Source organism: Arthrobacter arnarulunnguaqae (assembly GCF_051262515.1).
Lineage (GTDB): Bacteria > Actinomycetota > Actinomycetes > Actinomycetales > Micrococcaceae > Arthrobacter_N.
The window spans coordinates 28067-43295 of sequence record NZ_JBIMER010000004.1; the positions used below are offsets into that span (position 1 = coordinate 28067).

At 69.3% G+C, this 15229-nt stretch carries 15 protein-coding genes; 8 read left to right on the forward strand and 7 right to left on the reverse strand.

Going from position 1 to position 15229, the window contains the following annotated elements:
- The first annotated feature begins 114 nt into the window (after positions 1 to 114).
- Positions 115 to 2421 (forward strand): FdhF/YdeP family oxidoreductase, encoded by a 2307-nt coding sequence (locus tag ACHAAJ_RS05500; protein ID WP_435726992.1) that lies wholly within the window; start codon positions 115 to 117, stop codon positions 2419 to 2421.
- 101 nt (positions 2422 to 2522) lie between these two features.
- On the opposite strand, the gene kynU is transcribed toward ACHAAJ_RS05500, so the two are convergent.
- On the reverse strand, positions 2523 to 3812 hold the full coding sequence (kynU, locus tag ACHAAJ_RS05505; protein WP_435726993.1) for a kynureninase: 1290 nt from the start codon (positions 3810 to 3812) through the stop codon (positions 2523 to 2525).
- A 4-nt stretch (positions 3813 to 3816) separates the two neighbouring features.
- Entirely contained in the window at positions 3817 to 4614 is a 798-nt protein-coding gene (locus tag ACHAAJ_RS05510; RefSeq protein WP_435726994.1) for a TY-Chap2 family putative peptide chaperone, read from the reverse strand.
- A gap of 150 nt (positions 4615 to 4764) precedes the next feature.
- On the opposite strand from ACHAAJ_RS05510, the gene ACHAAJ_RS05515 reads away from it, so the two are divergent.
- The 3 genes from ACHAAJ_RS05515 to ACHAAJ_RS05525 all read left to right on the forward strand — a co-directional run bounded on the left by ACHAAJ_RS05515 (position 4765) and on the right by ACHAAJ_RS05525 (position 6269).
- Positions 4765 to 5346, forward strand: a complete 582-nt coding sequence (locus ACHAAJ_RS05515; RefSeq protein WP_435726995.1) for a hypothetical protein — start codon at positions 4765 to 4767, stop codon at positions 5344 to 5346.
- 99 nt (positions 5347 to 5445) lie between these two features.
- Positions 5446 to 5658 (forward strand): hypothetical protein, encoded by a 213-nt coding sequence (locus ACHAAJ_RS05520; protein WP_435726996.1) that lies wholly within the window; start codon positions 5446 to 5448, stop codon positions 5656 to 5658.
- Between the two features lie 143 nt (positions 5659 to 5801).
- Positions 5802 to 6269 (forward strand): DUF4383 domain-containing protein, encoded by a 468-nt coding sequence (locus ACHAAJ_RS05525; RefSeq protein WP_435726997.1) that lies wholly within the window; start codon positions 5802 to 5804, stop codon positions 6267 to 6269.
- A gap of 166 nt (positions 6270 to 6435) precedes the next feature.
- Here ACHAAJ_RS05525 and ACHAAJ_RS05530 read toward each other — a convergent pair whose 3' ends face one another.
- From ACHAAJ_RS05530 to ACHAAJ_RS05545, 4 genes are all read right to left on the reverse strand, one after another.
- Complete coding sequence (locus ACHAAJ_RS05530) at positions 6436 to 7155, reverse strand: transglycosylase family protein (protein ID WP_435726998.1); 720 nt, start codon at positions 7153 to 7155, stop codon at positions 6436 to 6438.
- A 681-nt stretch (positions 7156 to 7836) separates the two neighbouring features.
- Positions 7837 to 8091, reverse strand: coding sequence for a DUF6480 family protein (locus ACHAAJ_RS05535; protein ID WP_435726999.1), 255 nt, complete (start codon positions 8089 to 8091; stop codon positions 7837 to 7839).
- Between the two features lie 22 nt (positions 8092 to 8113).
- Positions 8114 to 8665: a DJ-1/PfpI/YhbO family deglycase/protease gene (locus ACHAAJ_RS05540; RefSeq protein WP_435727000.1), complete on the reverse strand. Its 552-nt coding sequence runs from the start codon at positions 8663 to 8665 to the stop codon at positions 8114 to 8116.
- A gap of 93 nt (positions 8666 to 8758) precedes the next feature.
- Positions 8759 to 10465, reverse strand: coding sequence for an SDR family oxidoreductase (locus ACHAAJ_RS05545; RefSeq protein WP_435727001.1), 1707 nt, complete (start codon positions 10463 to 10465; stop codon positions 8759 to 8761).
- Positions 10466 to 10983: 518 nt separating this feature from the next.
- Between ACHAAJ_RS05545 and nhaA the strand changes: the two genes are divergently transcribed.
- Positions 10984 to 12336 carry a Na+/H+ antiporter NhaA gene (gene nhaA, locus ACHAAJ_RS05550; RefSeq protein ID WP_435727002.1) on the forward strand — a complete coding sequence of 451 codons (1353 nt, stop codon included), beginning with the start codon at positions 10984 to 10986 and terminating at the stop codon, positions 12334 to 12336.
- A 39-nt stretch (positions 12337 to 12375) separates the two neighbouring features.
- Here the strand turns inward: nhaA and ACHAAJ_RS05555 are convergent, their stop codons facing one another.
- A complete protein-coding gene (locus ACHAAJ_RS05555) occupies positions 12376 to 13164 on the reverse strand; it encodes a M50 family metallopeptidase (protein WP_435727003.1) in 789 nt (262 codons plus the stop codon).
- A 121-nt stretch (positions 13165 to 13285) separates the two neighbouring features.
- On the opposite strand from ACHAAJ_RS05555, the gene ACHAAJ_RS05560 reads away from it, so the two are divergent.
- From ACHAAJ_RS05560 to ACHAAJ_RS05570, 3 genes are all read left to right on the forward strand, one after another.
- Entirely contained in the window at positions 13286 to 13666 is a 381-nt protein-coding gene (locus ACHAAJ_RS05560) for a hypothetical protein (RefSeq protein WP_435727004.1), read from the forward strand.
- A 94-nt stretch (positions 13667 to 13760) separates the two neighbouring features.
- On the forward strand, positions 13761 to 14462 hold the full coding sequence (locus ACHAAJ_RS05565; RefSeq protein ID WP_435727005.1) for a DUF305 domain-containing protein: 702 nt from the start codon (positions 13761 to 13763) through the stop codon (positions 14460 to 14462).
- Between the two features lie 27 nt (positions 14463 to 14489).
- Positions 14490 to 15122, forward strand: a complete 633-nt coding sequence (locus ACHAAJ_RS05570; RefSeq protein WP_435727006.1) for a thioredoxin-like domain-containing protein — start codon at positions 14490 to 14492, stop codon at positions 15120 to 15122.
- Positions 15123 to 15229 lie beyond the last annotated feature (107 nt).

The following is a 15229-nucleotide window of genomic DNA, read 5'->3' on the forward strand; positions in this document are numbered from 1 at the left end:
ACTGGACGCCCCTCTTCCCTTGCGGGACCACCCCCACGACTGTTAGGCCTAGTAGAAGGGCCGAAACAGCAACTACGCGGGAGCGCGGCGCTCTCCCCCGACCAAGGAGCAACCGTGACCAGAAGCGACCCGTCCGTCGAGGAACCCGACGAGAGGAACATCGAGGTCGAGGACCACCCCAAATCATGGGTGGCGGGACTGCCGGGCGTCTACCACTCCATGCAGCCGGCCCTGAAGCACATGGGCCCGGTGCGCACGGCGAAGACCGTCATGAAGATGAACCAGAAGGACGGCTTCGACTGCCCCAGCTGCGCCTGGCCCGACCCCCACAAACGCAAGGCGTTCGAGTTCTGCGAGAACGGTGCCAAGGCCGTCACCTGGGAGGCCACGCCCGTGGTCATCGACTCGGACTTCTGGGCCGAACACCCCGTGAGCGAACTCCGGCAACGCTCCGAATACTGGCTTGGCATGCAGGGCCGGCTCACCGAGCCCGTGCACAAGCCGGCCGGGGAAGACCATTACCGGCCGATCTCCTGGGACGGCGCCATCCGCATTCTGGCGGACAAGCTCAAGTCCCTGGACTCCCCCGATCAGGCCGCGTTCTACACGAGCGGCCGCACCTCCAACGAGGCCGCCTTCCTCTGGCAGCTGTTCGTCCGCGGCTACGGCACCAACAACCTGCCGGACTGCTCCAACATGTGCCACGAATCCTCCGGAGTCGGCATGGGAGAGACCATCGGCGTCGGCAAGGCCACGGTCACGTTCGAGGACTTCGCCAACGCGGACCTCATCATCGTCATGGGCCAGAACCCGGGCACCAACCACCCGCGGATGCTCACCGAGCTGGAAGCCTGCAAGGAGAACGGCGGGAGCATCGTCGCGGTCAACCCGATGCCCGAGGCCGGCCTGCGCCGGTACAAGAACCCGCAGAAGGTCAAGGGCATCATCGGCCACGGCACCGACCTGGCCGACCAGTTCCTGCACATCCGGCTCGGCGGAGACATTGCCCTGCTGCAGGCCGTCACCAAGCGCGTATTCGACGCCGAGGACCGCAACCCCGGGACCGTCCTGGACCACGCGTTCCTGGCCGAACACTGCGAGGGGCTCGAGGAGCTCCGGGCGCACCTCGCCAACGTCGACGAGGCCGAGGTCCTGCGCGCCACCGGGTTGCGGGCCTGGGAAATCGACGAACTCGCCGAGCGTTACATCGCCTCGGAGAAGACCATCATCACGTGGGCCATGGGCATCACCCAGCAGAAGCAGGGGGTCGCGACCATCAAGGAGATGATCAACCTGCTCCTGCTGCGCGGAAACATCGGAAAGCCGGGCGCCGGCGCGTCTCCGATCCGCGGCCACAGCAACGTCCAGGGCGACCGCACCATGGGCATCTGGGAGCAGATGCCGCCCGCGTTCATGGATGCCCTCGGCCGTGAATTCGCGTTCGATCCGCCCCGGGAACACGGCGCCGACTCCATCGCCACGATCCGCGGCATGCGCGACGGGAAGATCAAGGTCCTGGCCGCGCTCGGCGGCAACCTGGTCGCCGCCATCTCCGACACCCACGTGGCCGAGGCCGCCGTGGAGCAGACCGAGCTGACGGTCCAGATCTCCACCAAGCTCAACCGCTCGCACACCGTCGTCGGCGACGAGGCGCTGATCCTCCCGACCATGGGCCGCACGGAGATCGACGTCCAGGAGTCCGGACCGCAGTTCGTGTCCGTCGAGGACACGGTCTGCGCCGTCCACCCCTCGGCCGGAAGCGTCGAACCGGTCTCCCACAAGCTCCTGTCCGAACCGGCCATCGTCAGCCGCATCGCAGACGCCGTTCTGGGCGACAAGATCGCCGCGGACTGGCGGGGCTTCGAGAAGAACTACGACCGCATCCGAGACCATATCTCCCGCGTGGTGCCCGGCTGTGAGAACTACAACACCCGGATCCGCCAGGAGGGTGGCTTCATCCTGGCGCACGGACCCCGTGACTCGCGCACGTTCCCCACGCCCTCGGGCAAGGCCATCCTGACGGTCAACCACCTCGAACCCCTCGAGGCGCCGCCGGGCACGCTGATCCTGCAGACACTGCGCTCACACGACCAGTTCAACACCACGATCTACGGCCACAACGACCGCTACCGCGGCGTCCGGAAGGGCCGCGACGTCGTCTTCGTCAACCCCGCGGACATGGCCGAGCTGCGCCTCGTGGACGGCGGCTTCGTGGACGTGCGCGGAGTCCACGACGACGGCGTCGAGCGAGTCCTGCCCGCGTACCGGGTCGTCGCGTATCCGACGGCGCGCGGCTGCGTGGCGGCCTACTACCCCGAGGCGAACGCCCTGGTGCCCCTCGACGCCGTCGTCGACGGCAGCAACACGCCCGTCTCGAAGGCAGTGATCGTGAAGTTGGAGCCCGTGGAGGCGCCGGCGTAGGCGCGCGACTCCAAGCTCCCCTCCCCAACCACGCGAAGTGGACATTTCCTCGCTTTATAACGGTAGGAAATGTCCACTTCGCGTGGTGTGGGTGGGGGTGGCTAGGTCACCGCGTGGCGGGTCCGGAACTCCTCGGCGTCCCAGGCCCGCGTGTCCAAGACATCGCGCAGGGCCTCGACCGCGTCCCACACGTCCACGTGGGACGTGTACAGCGGCGTCACGCCGAAGCGGAGCACCTCCGGCTCGCGGTAGTCCCCGATCACGCCGCGGGCGATCAGCGCGCTCATCACCGCGTACCCCTCGGGGTGCCGGAAGCTGACGTGGCTGCCGCGCTCGGCGTGGGAGCGCGGGGTCACCAGCTCCAGCGGATGCGCCGCGCAGCGCGCCTCGACGAGTCCGATGAACAGGTCGGTCAGCGCCAGCGACTTCGCCCGGACCTGGCCCATGTCCGCGTCCAGCGAGACGTCCAGCCCGGTCTCGACCATGGCCAGGCTCGTCACGGGCTGGGTTCCGCACAGAAAACGGTTGATGTTCGACGCCGGTGCGTACGCGTCCGCCATGGCGAACGGCTTCGCGTGCGACCACCACCCGGACAAGGGCTGCCAGAACCGCTCCTGGTGCCGGGCGTTGACCCAAATGAATGCTGGCGAGCCCGGCCCACCATTGAGGTACTTGTACGTGCAGCCGACCGCGAAATCGGCCTCGGCCGCGTTCAGGTCCACCGGAACGGCGCCAGCCGCGTGGGCGAGGTCCCAGATCACCAGCGCACCGGCGTCGTTCGCCTGGCGGGTGACCGCCGGCAAGTCCCACATGGAACCGGTGCGGTAGTTCACGTGCGAGAGGGAGACGACGGCGACGGAACCGTCCAGCGCCGCCTCCAACGGGAGTGCGTCGTCGACCAGGCGGACCTCGTAGCGGGTCCCCGTCTCCTCGGCCACGGAGTTGAGGAAGTCGCTGATGCCCTCGGCGATGTAGATGTCCGTCGGGAAGTTGTCGCGCTCGGTAAGGATGACCCTGCGCTGCGGCGCGTCCACCTGCTGGATGCGCACGGCGGAGGCGAGCGCCTTGAAGAGGTTCAGGCTGGTGGTGTCCGTGACCACGGTTTCGCCGTCGCGACCGCCGATCAGACGGGCGAGCTTGTCACCCAGGCGCGCGGGGAGGTCGAACCAGCCGGCCGTGTTCCAGCTGCGGATCAGGCCCTTGCCCCAGTCCTCGGCGACGATTTGCGTGGCGCGCTCCAGCGCCCCGACCGGGAGCGCGCCGAGCGAGTTCCCGTCCAAATACACGACGCCGTCCGGCAACACGAAGCGCTCCCGAAACGCGCGCAGCGGATCCGTCCGGTCGGCGGCCTCGCAGGCCGTGCGGTCGGTGGGCCGAATCGTCTTCGTCATGTGCTCAGTCAACCAGCCCCGCGAACTCGTCGGCGACCAACCTGCCGATCTTCCGTCCGGCGGCATCGAACGCCGGGTGCAGGTCCACGGGTGCCTCGTCGCGGCGGTACACGCGGCCGGCGTCGTCCAGCAGGCACGCCACCTCGCCGTTGCGCTGGACCGCCCAGAAGCGGTGCGCGGCGTCGTCCGGCTGGCCGCCGCTCCCGCCGCCGTCCTCGCCGTCGGGGTGGTTGCCGGGCTGGCCGCCGCCGGGGTGGTTGCCGGGCTGGCCGCCGCCGAGGCTCCGGCGTCGTTCCTCCGCGCCGGGAAAGTCGGCGAAGAGGTGCTCGGCGGGTCGGTGGCCCGGCCCGATGGCCAGGGCCGAGCGCACCTCGCACGGCCGCGTGGACGTCGATCCGCCCGCGACCAGCGCGGTAACGATCCGGTAGGTCAACAGCGGCCCGGCGGTGCGCAACGACCGCTGCGGGGCGGGCAGCCCCGCGGCCTGCTCGAGTTCCAGGACGGTCCCCAGCGCCGGCGACGTGAAGACGCGCGACCACTCGACGCTGAGGTCGGGAGCGCTGCCGTCCTCCCCGACGGTCAGGTCCCCCGCCCGGTTAATGTCGATCGTGCGGACGCCACGAACCTCGTCGAAGAGGCCGAGACTGTCCCGGGGACCGTCGCCGGAGGCTCGCGGGCCGTCACGCCACTCGTGGATCGCCAGTCTGGCGTGCCGGCGGCACAGCTCCGTGGCGATCCACCAGCTCCGGGCGTTGACCAGCCAATAGTCGTACGTCTTGCTGTTTTCGGTATGCGTCGCCATGAAACCATCCTGCCTCTCATCACGGACGGGCGATAGGAAAAACTTGTTCGGCGCATCGAACCGGTCGGGCTCGCCACGCGTCCTAGTGAGTGACACGAGAACTAGGCGCTCAAGGGGCGGGGTGCGCGGGCGAGGAGACCGGAGTACACCATGCACACCACCATCACCGAGCGGGCGTCGTTCCTCGACCGTCCCATGTCCGAACAGTCCACCCGGAAGTTCGTCGGTGGGCTGGTTCTGGTGGCCCTGACCGCCTGGGGCCTCACCGTTTACCTTTCGACCCAGGTCGCGGTCGACAACACGACCCATCTCGTGGCGCTGGCGGTCCACATCGTGTCCATGGCCGCGGCCTTCGGCGTGGTCCTGCTGGTGGACTGGCACGGGTTCCTCTGGCTGCTGCGCCGGCGGCGGCTCAGCGAAACCATACGGCTGGACGGCGCCGCCACCCCGCTGATCTGGGGCGGGCTGGGCGGCATGATGGTCAGCGGCGTTTTCCTCAGCCCCGACCTGACGTCCGGGCTGACGGTGACCAAGCTGGCCGCCGTACTGATTCTGACGGTCAACGGGATCCTGCTCATTCCCCTGATGCGGCGGCTGGTGCAACTCCCGCCGACGACGACGTTCGGCGGCCTCCCTATGGGTCAGCGCATCCACATGCTGCTCGGGGCGTCCATTTCGCAGGCCGCCTGGTGGACGGCCATCCTCGTGGGGTTCGTGAACGCGTCCTCGTAGGGCCAAACTGTCCCCGGCCCGTGGTGTTCTGGTGGTGTCGCCACGAAAGGGGGACACGAGATGCCGCCGCAAGGGCGCCCGGGCGAGCGTTCCCGTCCCATGCCCGCCCCGTCCGGTCGCGGGACCGGAGCACTGCCGGCCCACGCGCCCACTCCGCAAGCCCACGCAAGGGTGCTGCCGGCGCACGCGACGCTCATGGAGCTGCGGACCGCCGGCTGGACCCTTGCGGACGTTGCCGACACCTACCTGGTGTCCGCGGAGGAGGTACGGAATGCGCTGGTCGCCGGCCATCCGCGCCAGCCGGCGACGTAGCGTCGCAGCGGGCATAAGCACTTGTCAAACCGCAACAATCAACCTCTCGATATTCCGCTCCGATGCTCCTACCATGCAGCTATAGGTCGATTTCGCTCGACAGTCGGCCCCCGCCGGGGGCGGATATTGATGAGGAGAGCACGATGACAACGGCAGGTCACATCAGCGGCCGCACGGCCCACAGGTCAAACGTTCAGACGGCCTCCCTCGCCGTCGGCGCCGTATTCCTTTTGGTTGGTCTCCTGGGCTTCATCCCGGGCGTCACCACCAACTACGACCAGCTCTCCGTGGCTGGCCACACCTCGGAGGCCATGCTCTTCGGGGTCTTCCAGGTTTCGATCCTCCACAACATCGTTCACCTGTTGTTCGGTGCGGCGGGCGTGGCGATGGCCAAGACGGACTCGGGGTCGCGCAACTTCCTCATTTGGGGCGGCGCCGTCTACCTGGTCCTGTGGATCTACGGCTTGGTTGTCCCGCATGAGAGCGCCGCGAACTTCGTTCCCGTGAACATGGCGGACAACTGGCTGCATCTGGTCCTCGGTGTCGGCATGATCGCGCTGGGTGTCGTGTTGACGCGCGACCACACGTCGCACCGGCACAGCAAAACCTGAGGCCGTTCGACCTGACGCCAAGGAACACCCATACGCCCATCGCTTGACGCGCTAGCGTTAACGCGCCAAGTGGCGGACCACCGTTCGCGTGGTCCGCCACTTGGTTGCATGAGGGGCTCGTTTCACCCCTTTGCGTGGGGCTTGAATGCCCCAGCGTGAAGGGCTATTAGCCGGGGAGGTCCAGCTTGTCGCCCACGAAGATCAGGTTGGCGTCCGCGACGACATCCTGATTGACGGCGAAGACGGCCTTCCAGCTGTCGATCCCGTGGTCCTCGGCGATCGTGGCCAAGGTGTCGCCGGCCTGAACCGTGTGGTCCGCTCCGGAGTCCTTGACGTCGGTGGCCACGTGCTTGCCATGTCCTGCGGCCTGCTTGGCCGGCTCGGCGACCTCTGCCTGCGGGGCTTCGGCCTGCGGAGCCTCGGCCTTGGGGGCTTCGGCACGGTGCTTCGGCGCGGCCTCCGCCTGGACCTCGGTCTCCGCGGAGGCGTCGACCTCGGCCGCGGCGCCGGAGATGGAGCCCTCCTTGCCGGACAGCCCCAGTTCGGCCGAGCATGCCGGCCAGGCGCCCCAGCCCTGACCCGCCAGGACCTTCTCGGCAACGGCGATCTGGGTGGACTTGCTGGCGTTGGCCGCGCTACCGGTGCCGCCGAACGCCTCCCAGGTGCTCTGGCTGAACTGCAGGCCGCCGTAGTAGCCGTTGCCCGTGTTGATGCTCCAGTCGCCGCTGGACTCGCACTGCGCGAGCGCGTCCCAGGTTGCGGTGGACGCGGCGGAGGCGGGCGCCGCCCCCAGGCCCGCGGCCGCACCGGTCAGTGCCAGTGCCGCGACGCCACCGGCGACGCCGGCGCGGGTGAAACGGGAAGTTTTATTGGACTTCTGGTTCACGATTCTCCGGGTGCCATCCCACGCTCGGACCGTCCCCGGCCTTCGGTGCGCCATCGTCCGGCGTCGAATTGGTTTCAAGGCATGTGCCGTCCGGTGGACGATGGTGGATACCGGACGGGCTGGCCAGCTTCGATCGTCCCGAACGAGGGGCGTTATCAAAACGTGACTATTCGACAATAGGTGAAACACCCTCCCCCGCGTCAAACCAAAATCGTCCTTCCCAGTGGTTTAACAGTTTTTACACAAGCTTCGCGGTGCCCACGCCAGCCCCTGAGCATCACCGTTCCCGAGGGAACGCCGTTCATCGACTACGAGCGGGAATTCGACTTCCCCGTCGGCGACGTCTTCCGCCCACGCCAAACCGGACCTGATCAAAGAGTGGCTCAGGCCGCGCCGCCTGACGATCGAGATACCACTTCGACGTCCACTCCGGCGGCGCCTACAGGTATGAGCACATCGGACTGGACTGTGACCGCTGCCGGCTCCGCGGCCGCGCCGTCTACCCGGACGTGGAGTCGCGCAACGGCATGGCGGCCTCCGGCATGGAGTCCGGAATGACCGAGGGGTACGAGCGGCTCGACGAGCTTCTGGGCGGAGAGCCCGGCGACCCAACCCCCTGAGCCGACCCCCTGAGCCGACGCCGAGCCGCGCCACGCGGGCGCGTCTAATCGTCGGGCGCGTCTATTCGTCGTGGCCCTGGTCACCGCTCATGGAGCCCTCGGCGGGCGGTGTCTCGCCCGGCGGCACGCCGCCACCGGGCTCCAGCCCGGTGATCGTCTGCGACAGCGGATCCGGGTTCGGCCCGCTCCCCTGCTCCGTTGAGCCCTGGTCACCCTCGTTACCGGCCTCGTTCTCCTCGTCGGAGTATTTGCCGGTCCCGGCGATCAGATCGTCGAAGGTGTCGCCGTCGTTGGTGGTTCGATCCTGGTCAGACATGGTTTTGCCTTTCGTTGGGCGCCTACGCGGCGAGGACGGCCTTGATCTCTCGGACGAACGCCTCGAGGTCGGCCGGCGTCCTGGACGTGATGAGGGTGAACGCGCCGTCGCTGTCGACGACGACCTCGTCGTCGCTCCATTCGGCGCCCGCGTTGACCGTGTCGGTCCGTACGGACTTGAACGACGTCAGCTTCCGTCCCTTCACGAGATCGGTCTCGACGAGCAACCACGGAGCGTGGCAGATGGCGGCAACCGGACGACCGGAGGCGGCAAACGCGTTGACGATCCGCTGCGCATCCGGATCCAGCCGCAGGGAGTCGGAGTTCCCGGTCCCGCCCGGGACCACCAGCAAATCGTAGGCGGCATCGTCCACGTCCGACATCGCCGCGTCGGCGCTTTGTTCGGTGCCCGGCTCGCCACCCGACGTCGTCGCGACCGCCCCTGCCTCGACGGCGGCAACGGTCACCTCGGCACCGGCGGCCCGCAGCTCCTCCACCGGAACCGCGAGCTCGTCCTGCTCCACGCCAGCGTTCGTCGATACGACCAGAACCTTCTTGCCTGAAAGATCGGACATGCAAACCATCCCTTCCGTTGAAGTCGGTGTTCGGTGCCCACGCTGGCACTCAACACCGGCCCATGCAAGCCCTGAGCCGTTCGCCCGGCTCGGCTAAGCCTTCCCCAGCACGTGCCGCAACGCCGCTTCCAGGGTCCGGTGGCGGAACTCGTAGCCCCACGATTCGGACTTCGCCGCGGACACGCGCTGGTCCGCCCCGGTCAGCTCCCGCGCGCCCTGTTCGCCCAGCAACAGCCGCGGCCCGAACGCGGGGACGGGCACCGCGGCGGGACGGCGGAGCACCCGAGCCAGGGTTTTGGCGTAGTCGCGGGCCGTGACGGGAACGGGCGCGACCGCGTTCACCGGCCCGGCCGCGGCATCTTCCCCGTCCTCGAGCACGGCGAACGCGTACAGGCCCACGATGTCGTCGATGCCGATCCAGCTCTGCCACTGATCGCCGCCCAGCGGCCCGCCGACCCCCGCCACGTACAGCGGCAAAAGCCGCTGCAGGATGCCGCCCGACGGCGACTGCACCAGACCCGTACGCAGGTTCACGACGCGCACACCGGCCTCGCGCGCCGGATCGCACGCCTTCTCCCAGGCACCGCAGACCTGCGCCAGGAAGCCGTCGCCCTCGGCCGCATCCTCCGTCAACGGTGTCGGCCACGACGGGCTCGGTCCCGCGTCGTCGGCCGCGGTTTCCTCGGCGACTTCCCCAGCGCCGTCCAGCCCAGCGCCGTCCAGCCCCGTGCGGTGCAGCCCCGCGCCGGGCGGCCCCGTGCGATGCGACTGCGTGCCGTAGTAGCCGATTCCCGACGCCCCCACCAGGGTCCGACGCCGGCCATCCCCCGCCAGTTCGGCCAGCGTACGCGCGATGAGGGACGTGCCTGCCGTTCGGCTGGACATGACCTTCTGTTTCATTTCCGGCGTGAAGCGCCCGCCGATGGACTGGCCGGCGAGATGTACGACCGCATCGCACGAGCGCAACGCCTCGGCGTCGAGCACGCCCCGCTCCGGATCCCACCGGACCTCGTCCGGGCCACGCGGCGCACGGCGCACCAGACGGATCACGCGGTGCCCTCCCCCTGCCAACAGCGCGCACAGCTGCGTGCCGATCAGTCCCGAGGCCCCCGTGACGGCCACGGTCCGGGGCGCGCCCGAATGCAGGGAGTGGAACCGCAGGTCGGCCAGTAGTTGGCGCTCCCGGTACGCGAAGATGCGCCGCAGCTCGCGGGCGAACAGCTCCTCCGACCATCGCGCGGCGCGGCCCCAGGGAAGCTTGGACAGCAGGGGCAGTTCGGAAACAACCGGAAGCTTCGACGCCAGCGGCAGCTCGAACTCGATGCGGTCGCGCATCACGGTCCCGGGCCGCCCGCCCGCGCCGGCGTCGCCGTCCGCGCCGACAGGGCCGGCCAGGCTGTCCGCAGCGCCCGCTCCAGCCGCGTCGCCGGCGTCGTCCTCGAACGTGTGCGTATGCTCCCAGCGCTCCAGCGGGCCGGAGTCCATGACGTCCGTGAAGGACCGCCCCGGGTCCAGGCGGGTGTGCCGCGCGTGCCACGGGATCTCGGGGCGGGCCCACCCGGGCAGCGGAAGCAGTCCCGCCGCCACGCCGGCCACGGAGCCGGCTCCGATGCCCAGGACGCCGGGCGCGCCCACGCCGATCACCGCCGTCGAACCGACCTCGATGCCCTCGGTCGGTTCCTGCCGGACGCTGCCGGAGAACGGCGGGCTCAGCCTGACCAGCGCGCCGGGGCGGGCGAACCAGGCGAAGACCTCGTCGCGGGGATGGGGAATAACGGTGGTGTACTCGAAAACGGCCATGGTCCCACTATTGCCGACGCGGCGGACCGTGGATACCCGCACGCCCTTCCGCGCACCACCACGGGCCGGTAGCGTGGCGCCCGAAACCACAGGAGACCCCGACCCCAGGAGACCCGCCATGGACTACACGCTCACCATCGCCACGCCGCGACCTTCACCCAGAAGCTCGGCCAGGACGCCGGCGACGCCCTCGGAGGCTACATCATCCTCGGCGCCTGCAACCCGCAGCTGGCCCAGCGCGGCATCACGGCCGAACCGGAGCTCGGCGCCACCGAGACCACCATCGAGTCGATCGATCCCCAAGCCATGGTCAAGCTGAGCTCCAGCGACGCCACCCGCGAGATCGCCGACGACGCGGGAAACCGCCTGCAGGCTGCGCTGGACGGGATCGCGGGCGGGTAACGCCGCATTTCGCACCGGTGGAACCACGGGTCCAGCCGTCGACTAGGCTGGGTAGAAGGTGAGCCGGGAAGTCTGGTCGGCAGATTGCACAGTCGACCCCTTTTTCAGGAGATCCCGTGGAAAACCCCACACCCCCATCCGAACGCGCCACCCCCGGCCGCCGACCGCTGATCGGGCGAGGCAGCTACGCCGAAGCCCTGCGCATCGGCGAGATCCTGCGCATGGAGACCGTCGGAGGGGCGCTGCTCGTCGCCGCCGCCGTGATCGCGCTCATCTGGGCCAACTCCCCGGCGTCGGACAGCTACTTCGCCCTGCGCGACTTCAAGATCGGCTACGAACCGTGGCACCTGGACCTGAGCCTGGGCGCCTGGGCGGCCGACGGCCTGCTCGCCGTCTTCTTCTTCCTCGTGGGGCTGGAACTCAAGCGCGAGGTCGTCGCCGGGGACCTGCGCAACATCAGCAAGGCGATCGTGCCCGTCGCCGCGGCCGTGGGCGGCGTCGTGATTCCGGCGCTGGTCTACGCGGCGATCAACTGGGGAAACCCCGAAACCATCCGTGGCTGGGCCATTCCCACGGCCACGGACATCGCCTTCGCCGTCGCGGTGCTGGCCGTCATCGGCTCCCACCTGCCCACCCCGCTGCGCATCTTCCTGCTCACGCTCGCCGTCGTGGACGACCTCATCGCGATCGCGATCATCGCTTTCTTCTACACCAGCGACATCAATACGACGGCGTTGCTCCTCACCCTCGTGCCCATGGCCCTCTACGCACTCCTGGCGCAGCGCTTCCGCCGCTTCTTCGGGCTGAAGCCGGCCGCCGCCTGGCTGATCCTGCTGCCGCTCGGCATCGTCGCATGGGCCCTGCTCCACGCCTCGGGCGTCCACGCGACCATCGCCGGCGTGGTGCTGGGCTTCGCCATCCCGGTCCTGCGGAGCAAGGCCGAGGGCGGTCCCGAGGCCGGCCCCGGACTCGCGGAGATCTTCGAGCACCGGTTCCGTCCCGTCTCCGCCGGATTCGCCGTGCCCATCTTCGCGTTCTTCTCCGCCGGCGTCGCCGTGGGCGGCCTCGAGGGACTCGGCTCGGCCCTTACCGACACCGTCACCCTCGGCATCGTCGCCGGCCTGGTGCTCGGCAAGCCGGTCGGCATCCTGCTGTTCACCTGGATCATGGCGAAGTTCACCCGTGCCACGCTTGACCCGCAACTCAAATGGGTGGACCTCACCGGCGTCGGGCTGCTCGCCGGCATCGGGTTCACGGTCTCGCTGCTGGTCGCGGAGCTCAGCTTCGGGCTCGGCGACCCGGCGAACGACCACGCCAAGGTCGCCATCCTGCTGGCTTCGGTACTTGCCGCGCTGTTGGCCGCCGTGCTGCTCGGCGCGCGCAACAAGGCCTACCGCAAACTCGAGGCCGAGGAGCGGGTGGACGCCGACCACGACGGGATCCCGGACGTCTACCAGCGAGGCGAGTAGAGCATCGAGTAGCGCGGGTCGCCTGGTCCCCCGGAGGGCTCAGGCGACCGCCCCGCCGAGCAACGCGAACGACGCCGCCACGGACCCGCCGATGACGGCCGCGAACCCTGCCAGCCACACCACGGACGGCACCCCGGTGGCGCGCGCCAGGATGAACGCGTCGGACGACCACGCCTGGCCCGGCCGGGCGTGGACCCGGGCCACCTTGAACCAGTCCTTCACGGAGCCGACCACCAACGCGATCCCGAGCGACACGGCCACATAGGCGACGGCCTCCGCCGGCGTGAACACGACCAGCGCCTGTGCGATGGCCGCGCAGACGACGGCCACCAGCATCCCCATGGGGTTGCGGATGAAGAGCAGCGCCACTAGTAGCAGTAGCGCGCCGACGGACAGCGCGGCGCCGGCCCAACCCCCGCACGCGGACCAGATCAGCAGCATCCCCGCGACCGCGGGGGCCGGGTAGCCCCAGAACCCGGCCCAGGCGGCTCCGGCTTTGCCGCGGCCGTGGCTGACCATCTCCCCCGAGTGGTCCAGCCGCAGCCGGATGCCCCGGACGATCCGTCCGGTGCTCATCGCCGCGAGCGCGTGGCCGAGTTCGTGGGTGAACGTGACGAACAGCCCGAACCACCTCCAACTGGCCCGCGGGACGGACAACGCGATCGCCGCCGCGATGATCAGAACCAAGGTGATGGCGGGGGCATTCAGGGGCACGCCGCGGGTGAAACCGGCCACCACGGCGTCCCACCAGCCGTTCCACGAGGCCGTCCACCAGCCGGGATCGGCGGTCGTGGCGGCGTTTGCCGGGAGATGTCGCAGAATATTCACGGATCGAGGCTATGCGACCATTCTGTGAGGGCCGTCCAAAGTTTCGGCGGTTACCCTTGTATGGTCAATCTTTTTCGGGCCGCATCCATGCGCCGCCCGCCGCCGGGAGGAAGGAGGCACAGTGCTCGGAGCAGCCGCCGCGCGCCTCTCCGCGGTACTGGCCGCCGTCGTCGGGCTTCCCCTGATCCTGGCCGCCGCTCTGGCCGGGGGCGGTGCACCGGCTACGGGCGCGTCCCCCACCGCACCGGACCTAAACGCCGTGGTGTCCGTCGCGGCGGACCAGCCGGACTACGAGGACGTGCGGTGCCCCGACGGCACCCCGGACCCCGCCTGCGCACCCGCCAACGAGTCGAGCCCGACGATGCCCACGGTCTCGCCGCGCCCCGATTCCGACTCCCTGTGGGGGGCGCGGCGCCACGACGGTACCGCCGCTGAACTGCGCGGCCGCGGGGCGGCGGCGCGGGCGCCCAACCTCGTGGAACTCTCCATCAGCCGGACGTAGGGCACCCGCGCCCGCCTTCCGCCGCTACCATGGCGGTGGGTTGCCCCCGCGTCCGCCCCGGACGCAACCTGCGACCACGCACTACGGAGACGCCATGCCCCAACCACACGAACCCGCCCCCCGGGACGACGCCGACGCGCCGGTTGCCCGCGGCCCACGCCGCGCGCTGGTCGCGGCGATCGCCGCACTCGTCGTCGCGGTCGGCGTCGGCGGCTGGCTGCTCGGCACGCTGACGACGGGCACCGACTACCCGTCCGAGATGTCCACCGACGCGGGGTTCGCCCGCGACATGCAGACCCACCACAACCAGGCCGTTCAGCTCTCGCTGATGGTGCGCGACCGCTCGGAGAACGAGGCGGTCCGCTCCATCGCATACGACATCGCGACCACGCAGGCCCAGCAGTCCGGCCAGATGTTCGCCTGGCTCCAGATCTGGGAACTGCCGCAGACCGGCGACCGCCCCGCCATGGCCTGGATGGAGGACTTCGTCTCCGAGGACGGGGAAGGCCACGCGAGCCACTCCGCCGACTCGGCAGAGCCCTCCGGCCACACGATGGCGTCCATGGGCATGGCCTCCGCGGAGGACCTGGAGAAACTGTCCTCGGCCACCGGCGCGGAAGCGGACCGCCTGTTCCTGCAACTGATGCTCGAACACCACAAGGGCGGGGTGGCCATGGCAGAGGCCGCCATCGACAGCGCCGAGAAACCCGTGGTGCTCGATTTCGCCCGCAAGACGATCACCGCCCAGTCATCGGAGATCAACGCCCTCAACGACCTGCTCGCCAAACTCGGCTGAGCGACGACCAAAGATACGGACACCACCATGGAAAACACCCCCCGCACGCCATCCAAGCGCGAGCACGCCCAGCAAATGGTCGCCCAACAGCAGGCGAAGGCCAAGCGCACGCGGCTGATCACCATCGCGATCGCGGTCGCCGCGATCCTCGCGATCGCCATCCCGACCACGATCGTCATCACCAAGGAGGCCGCTGAGAAGGACGCGTTGGCCGCCGAGGCCGCCAAGCCGATCGAGGGCGTCCAGGAGTTCGAGATCGCCAGCTCCAACCACACCGAGGCTCCGGTGGAATACGAACAGAGCCCCGGAGTCGGCGGCGACCACTTCCCCGGCTGGGCGAACTGCGGCATCTACAACACGGAGGTCGTCGAGACGCACGCCGTCCATTCCCTGGAGCACGGGGCCGTCTGGATCACCTACAACGAGGACGCCACCGAGGCCGACGTCACCGCGCTGAAGGAACTCGTCGGCGAACGCACCTACATGTTGCTGACCCCGTTCGCCGCGCAGGAGGAGCCCATCAAGCTCAGCGCCTGGGGCGTCCAGATGGTCGCCGACTCCCCGTCGGACCCGCGCGTGGAGACGTTCATCCAGAAGTACCGCCAGGGCGCGCAGACCCCCGAGCCCGGCGCGGCCTGCACCGGCGGCATCGACGGCTAACGCGCGGACGGTTCCCCGGCTGACCGCCGGGGAATCGTCATCGGATCGTCACCGCTGGACGGCACCCCTGACCCGGGTTGCTCCCTACGCTTAACGGAGTCCGTTTC

What these genes read in the sequence shown, in the direction of transcription:
- ACHAAJ_RS05535 (WP_435726999.1), bottom strand. Translation starts at nt 8,091, where the DNA reads ATGTCTGACCAGGATCGAACCACCAACGACGGCGACACCTTCGACGAT.
- ACHAAJ_RS05515 (WP_435726995.1), top strand. Translation starts at nt 4,765, where the DNA reads ATGCACACCACCATCACCGAGCGGGCGTCGTTCCTCGACCGTCCCATG.
- ACHAAJ_RS05565 (WP_435727005.1), top strand. Translation starts at nt 13,761, where the DNA reads ATGCCCCAACCACACGAACCCGCCCCCCGGGACGACGCCGACGCGCCG.
- kynU (WP_435726993.1), bottom strand. Translation starts at nt 3,812, where the DNA reads ATGACGAAGACGATTCGGCCCACCGACCGCACGGCCTGCGAGGCCGCC.
- ACHAAJ_RS05510 (WP_435726994.1), bottom strand. Translation starts at nt 4,614, where the DNA reads ATGGCGACGCATACCGAAAACAGCAAGACGTACGACTATTGGCTGGTC.
- ACHAAJ_RS05570 (WP_435727006.1), top strand. Translation starts at nt 14,490, where the DNA reads ATGGAAAACACCCCCCGCACGCCATCCAAGCGCGAGCACGCCCAGCAA.
- ACHAAJ_RS05525 (WP_435726997.1), top strand. Translation starts at nt 5,802, where the DNA reads ATGACAACGGCAGGTCACATCAGCGGCCGCACGGCCCACAGGTCAAAC.
- ACHAAJ_RS05540 (WP_435727000.1), bottom strand. Translation starts at nt 8,665, where the DNA reads ATGTCCGATCTTTCAGGCAAGAAGGTTCTGGTCGTATCGACGAACGCT.
- ACHAAJ_RS05545 (WP_435727001.1), bottom strand. Translation starts at nt 10,465, where the DNA reads ATGGCCGTTTTCGAGTACACCACCGTTATTCCCCATCCCCGCGACGAG.
- ACHAAJ_RS05520 (WP_435726996.1), top strand. Translation starts at nt 5,446, where the DNA reads ATGCCCGCCCCGTCCGGTCGCGGGACCGGAGCACTGCCGGCCCACGCG.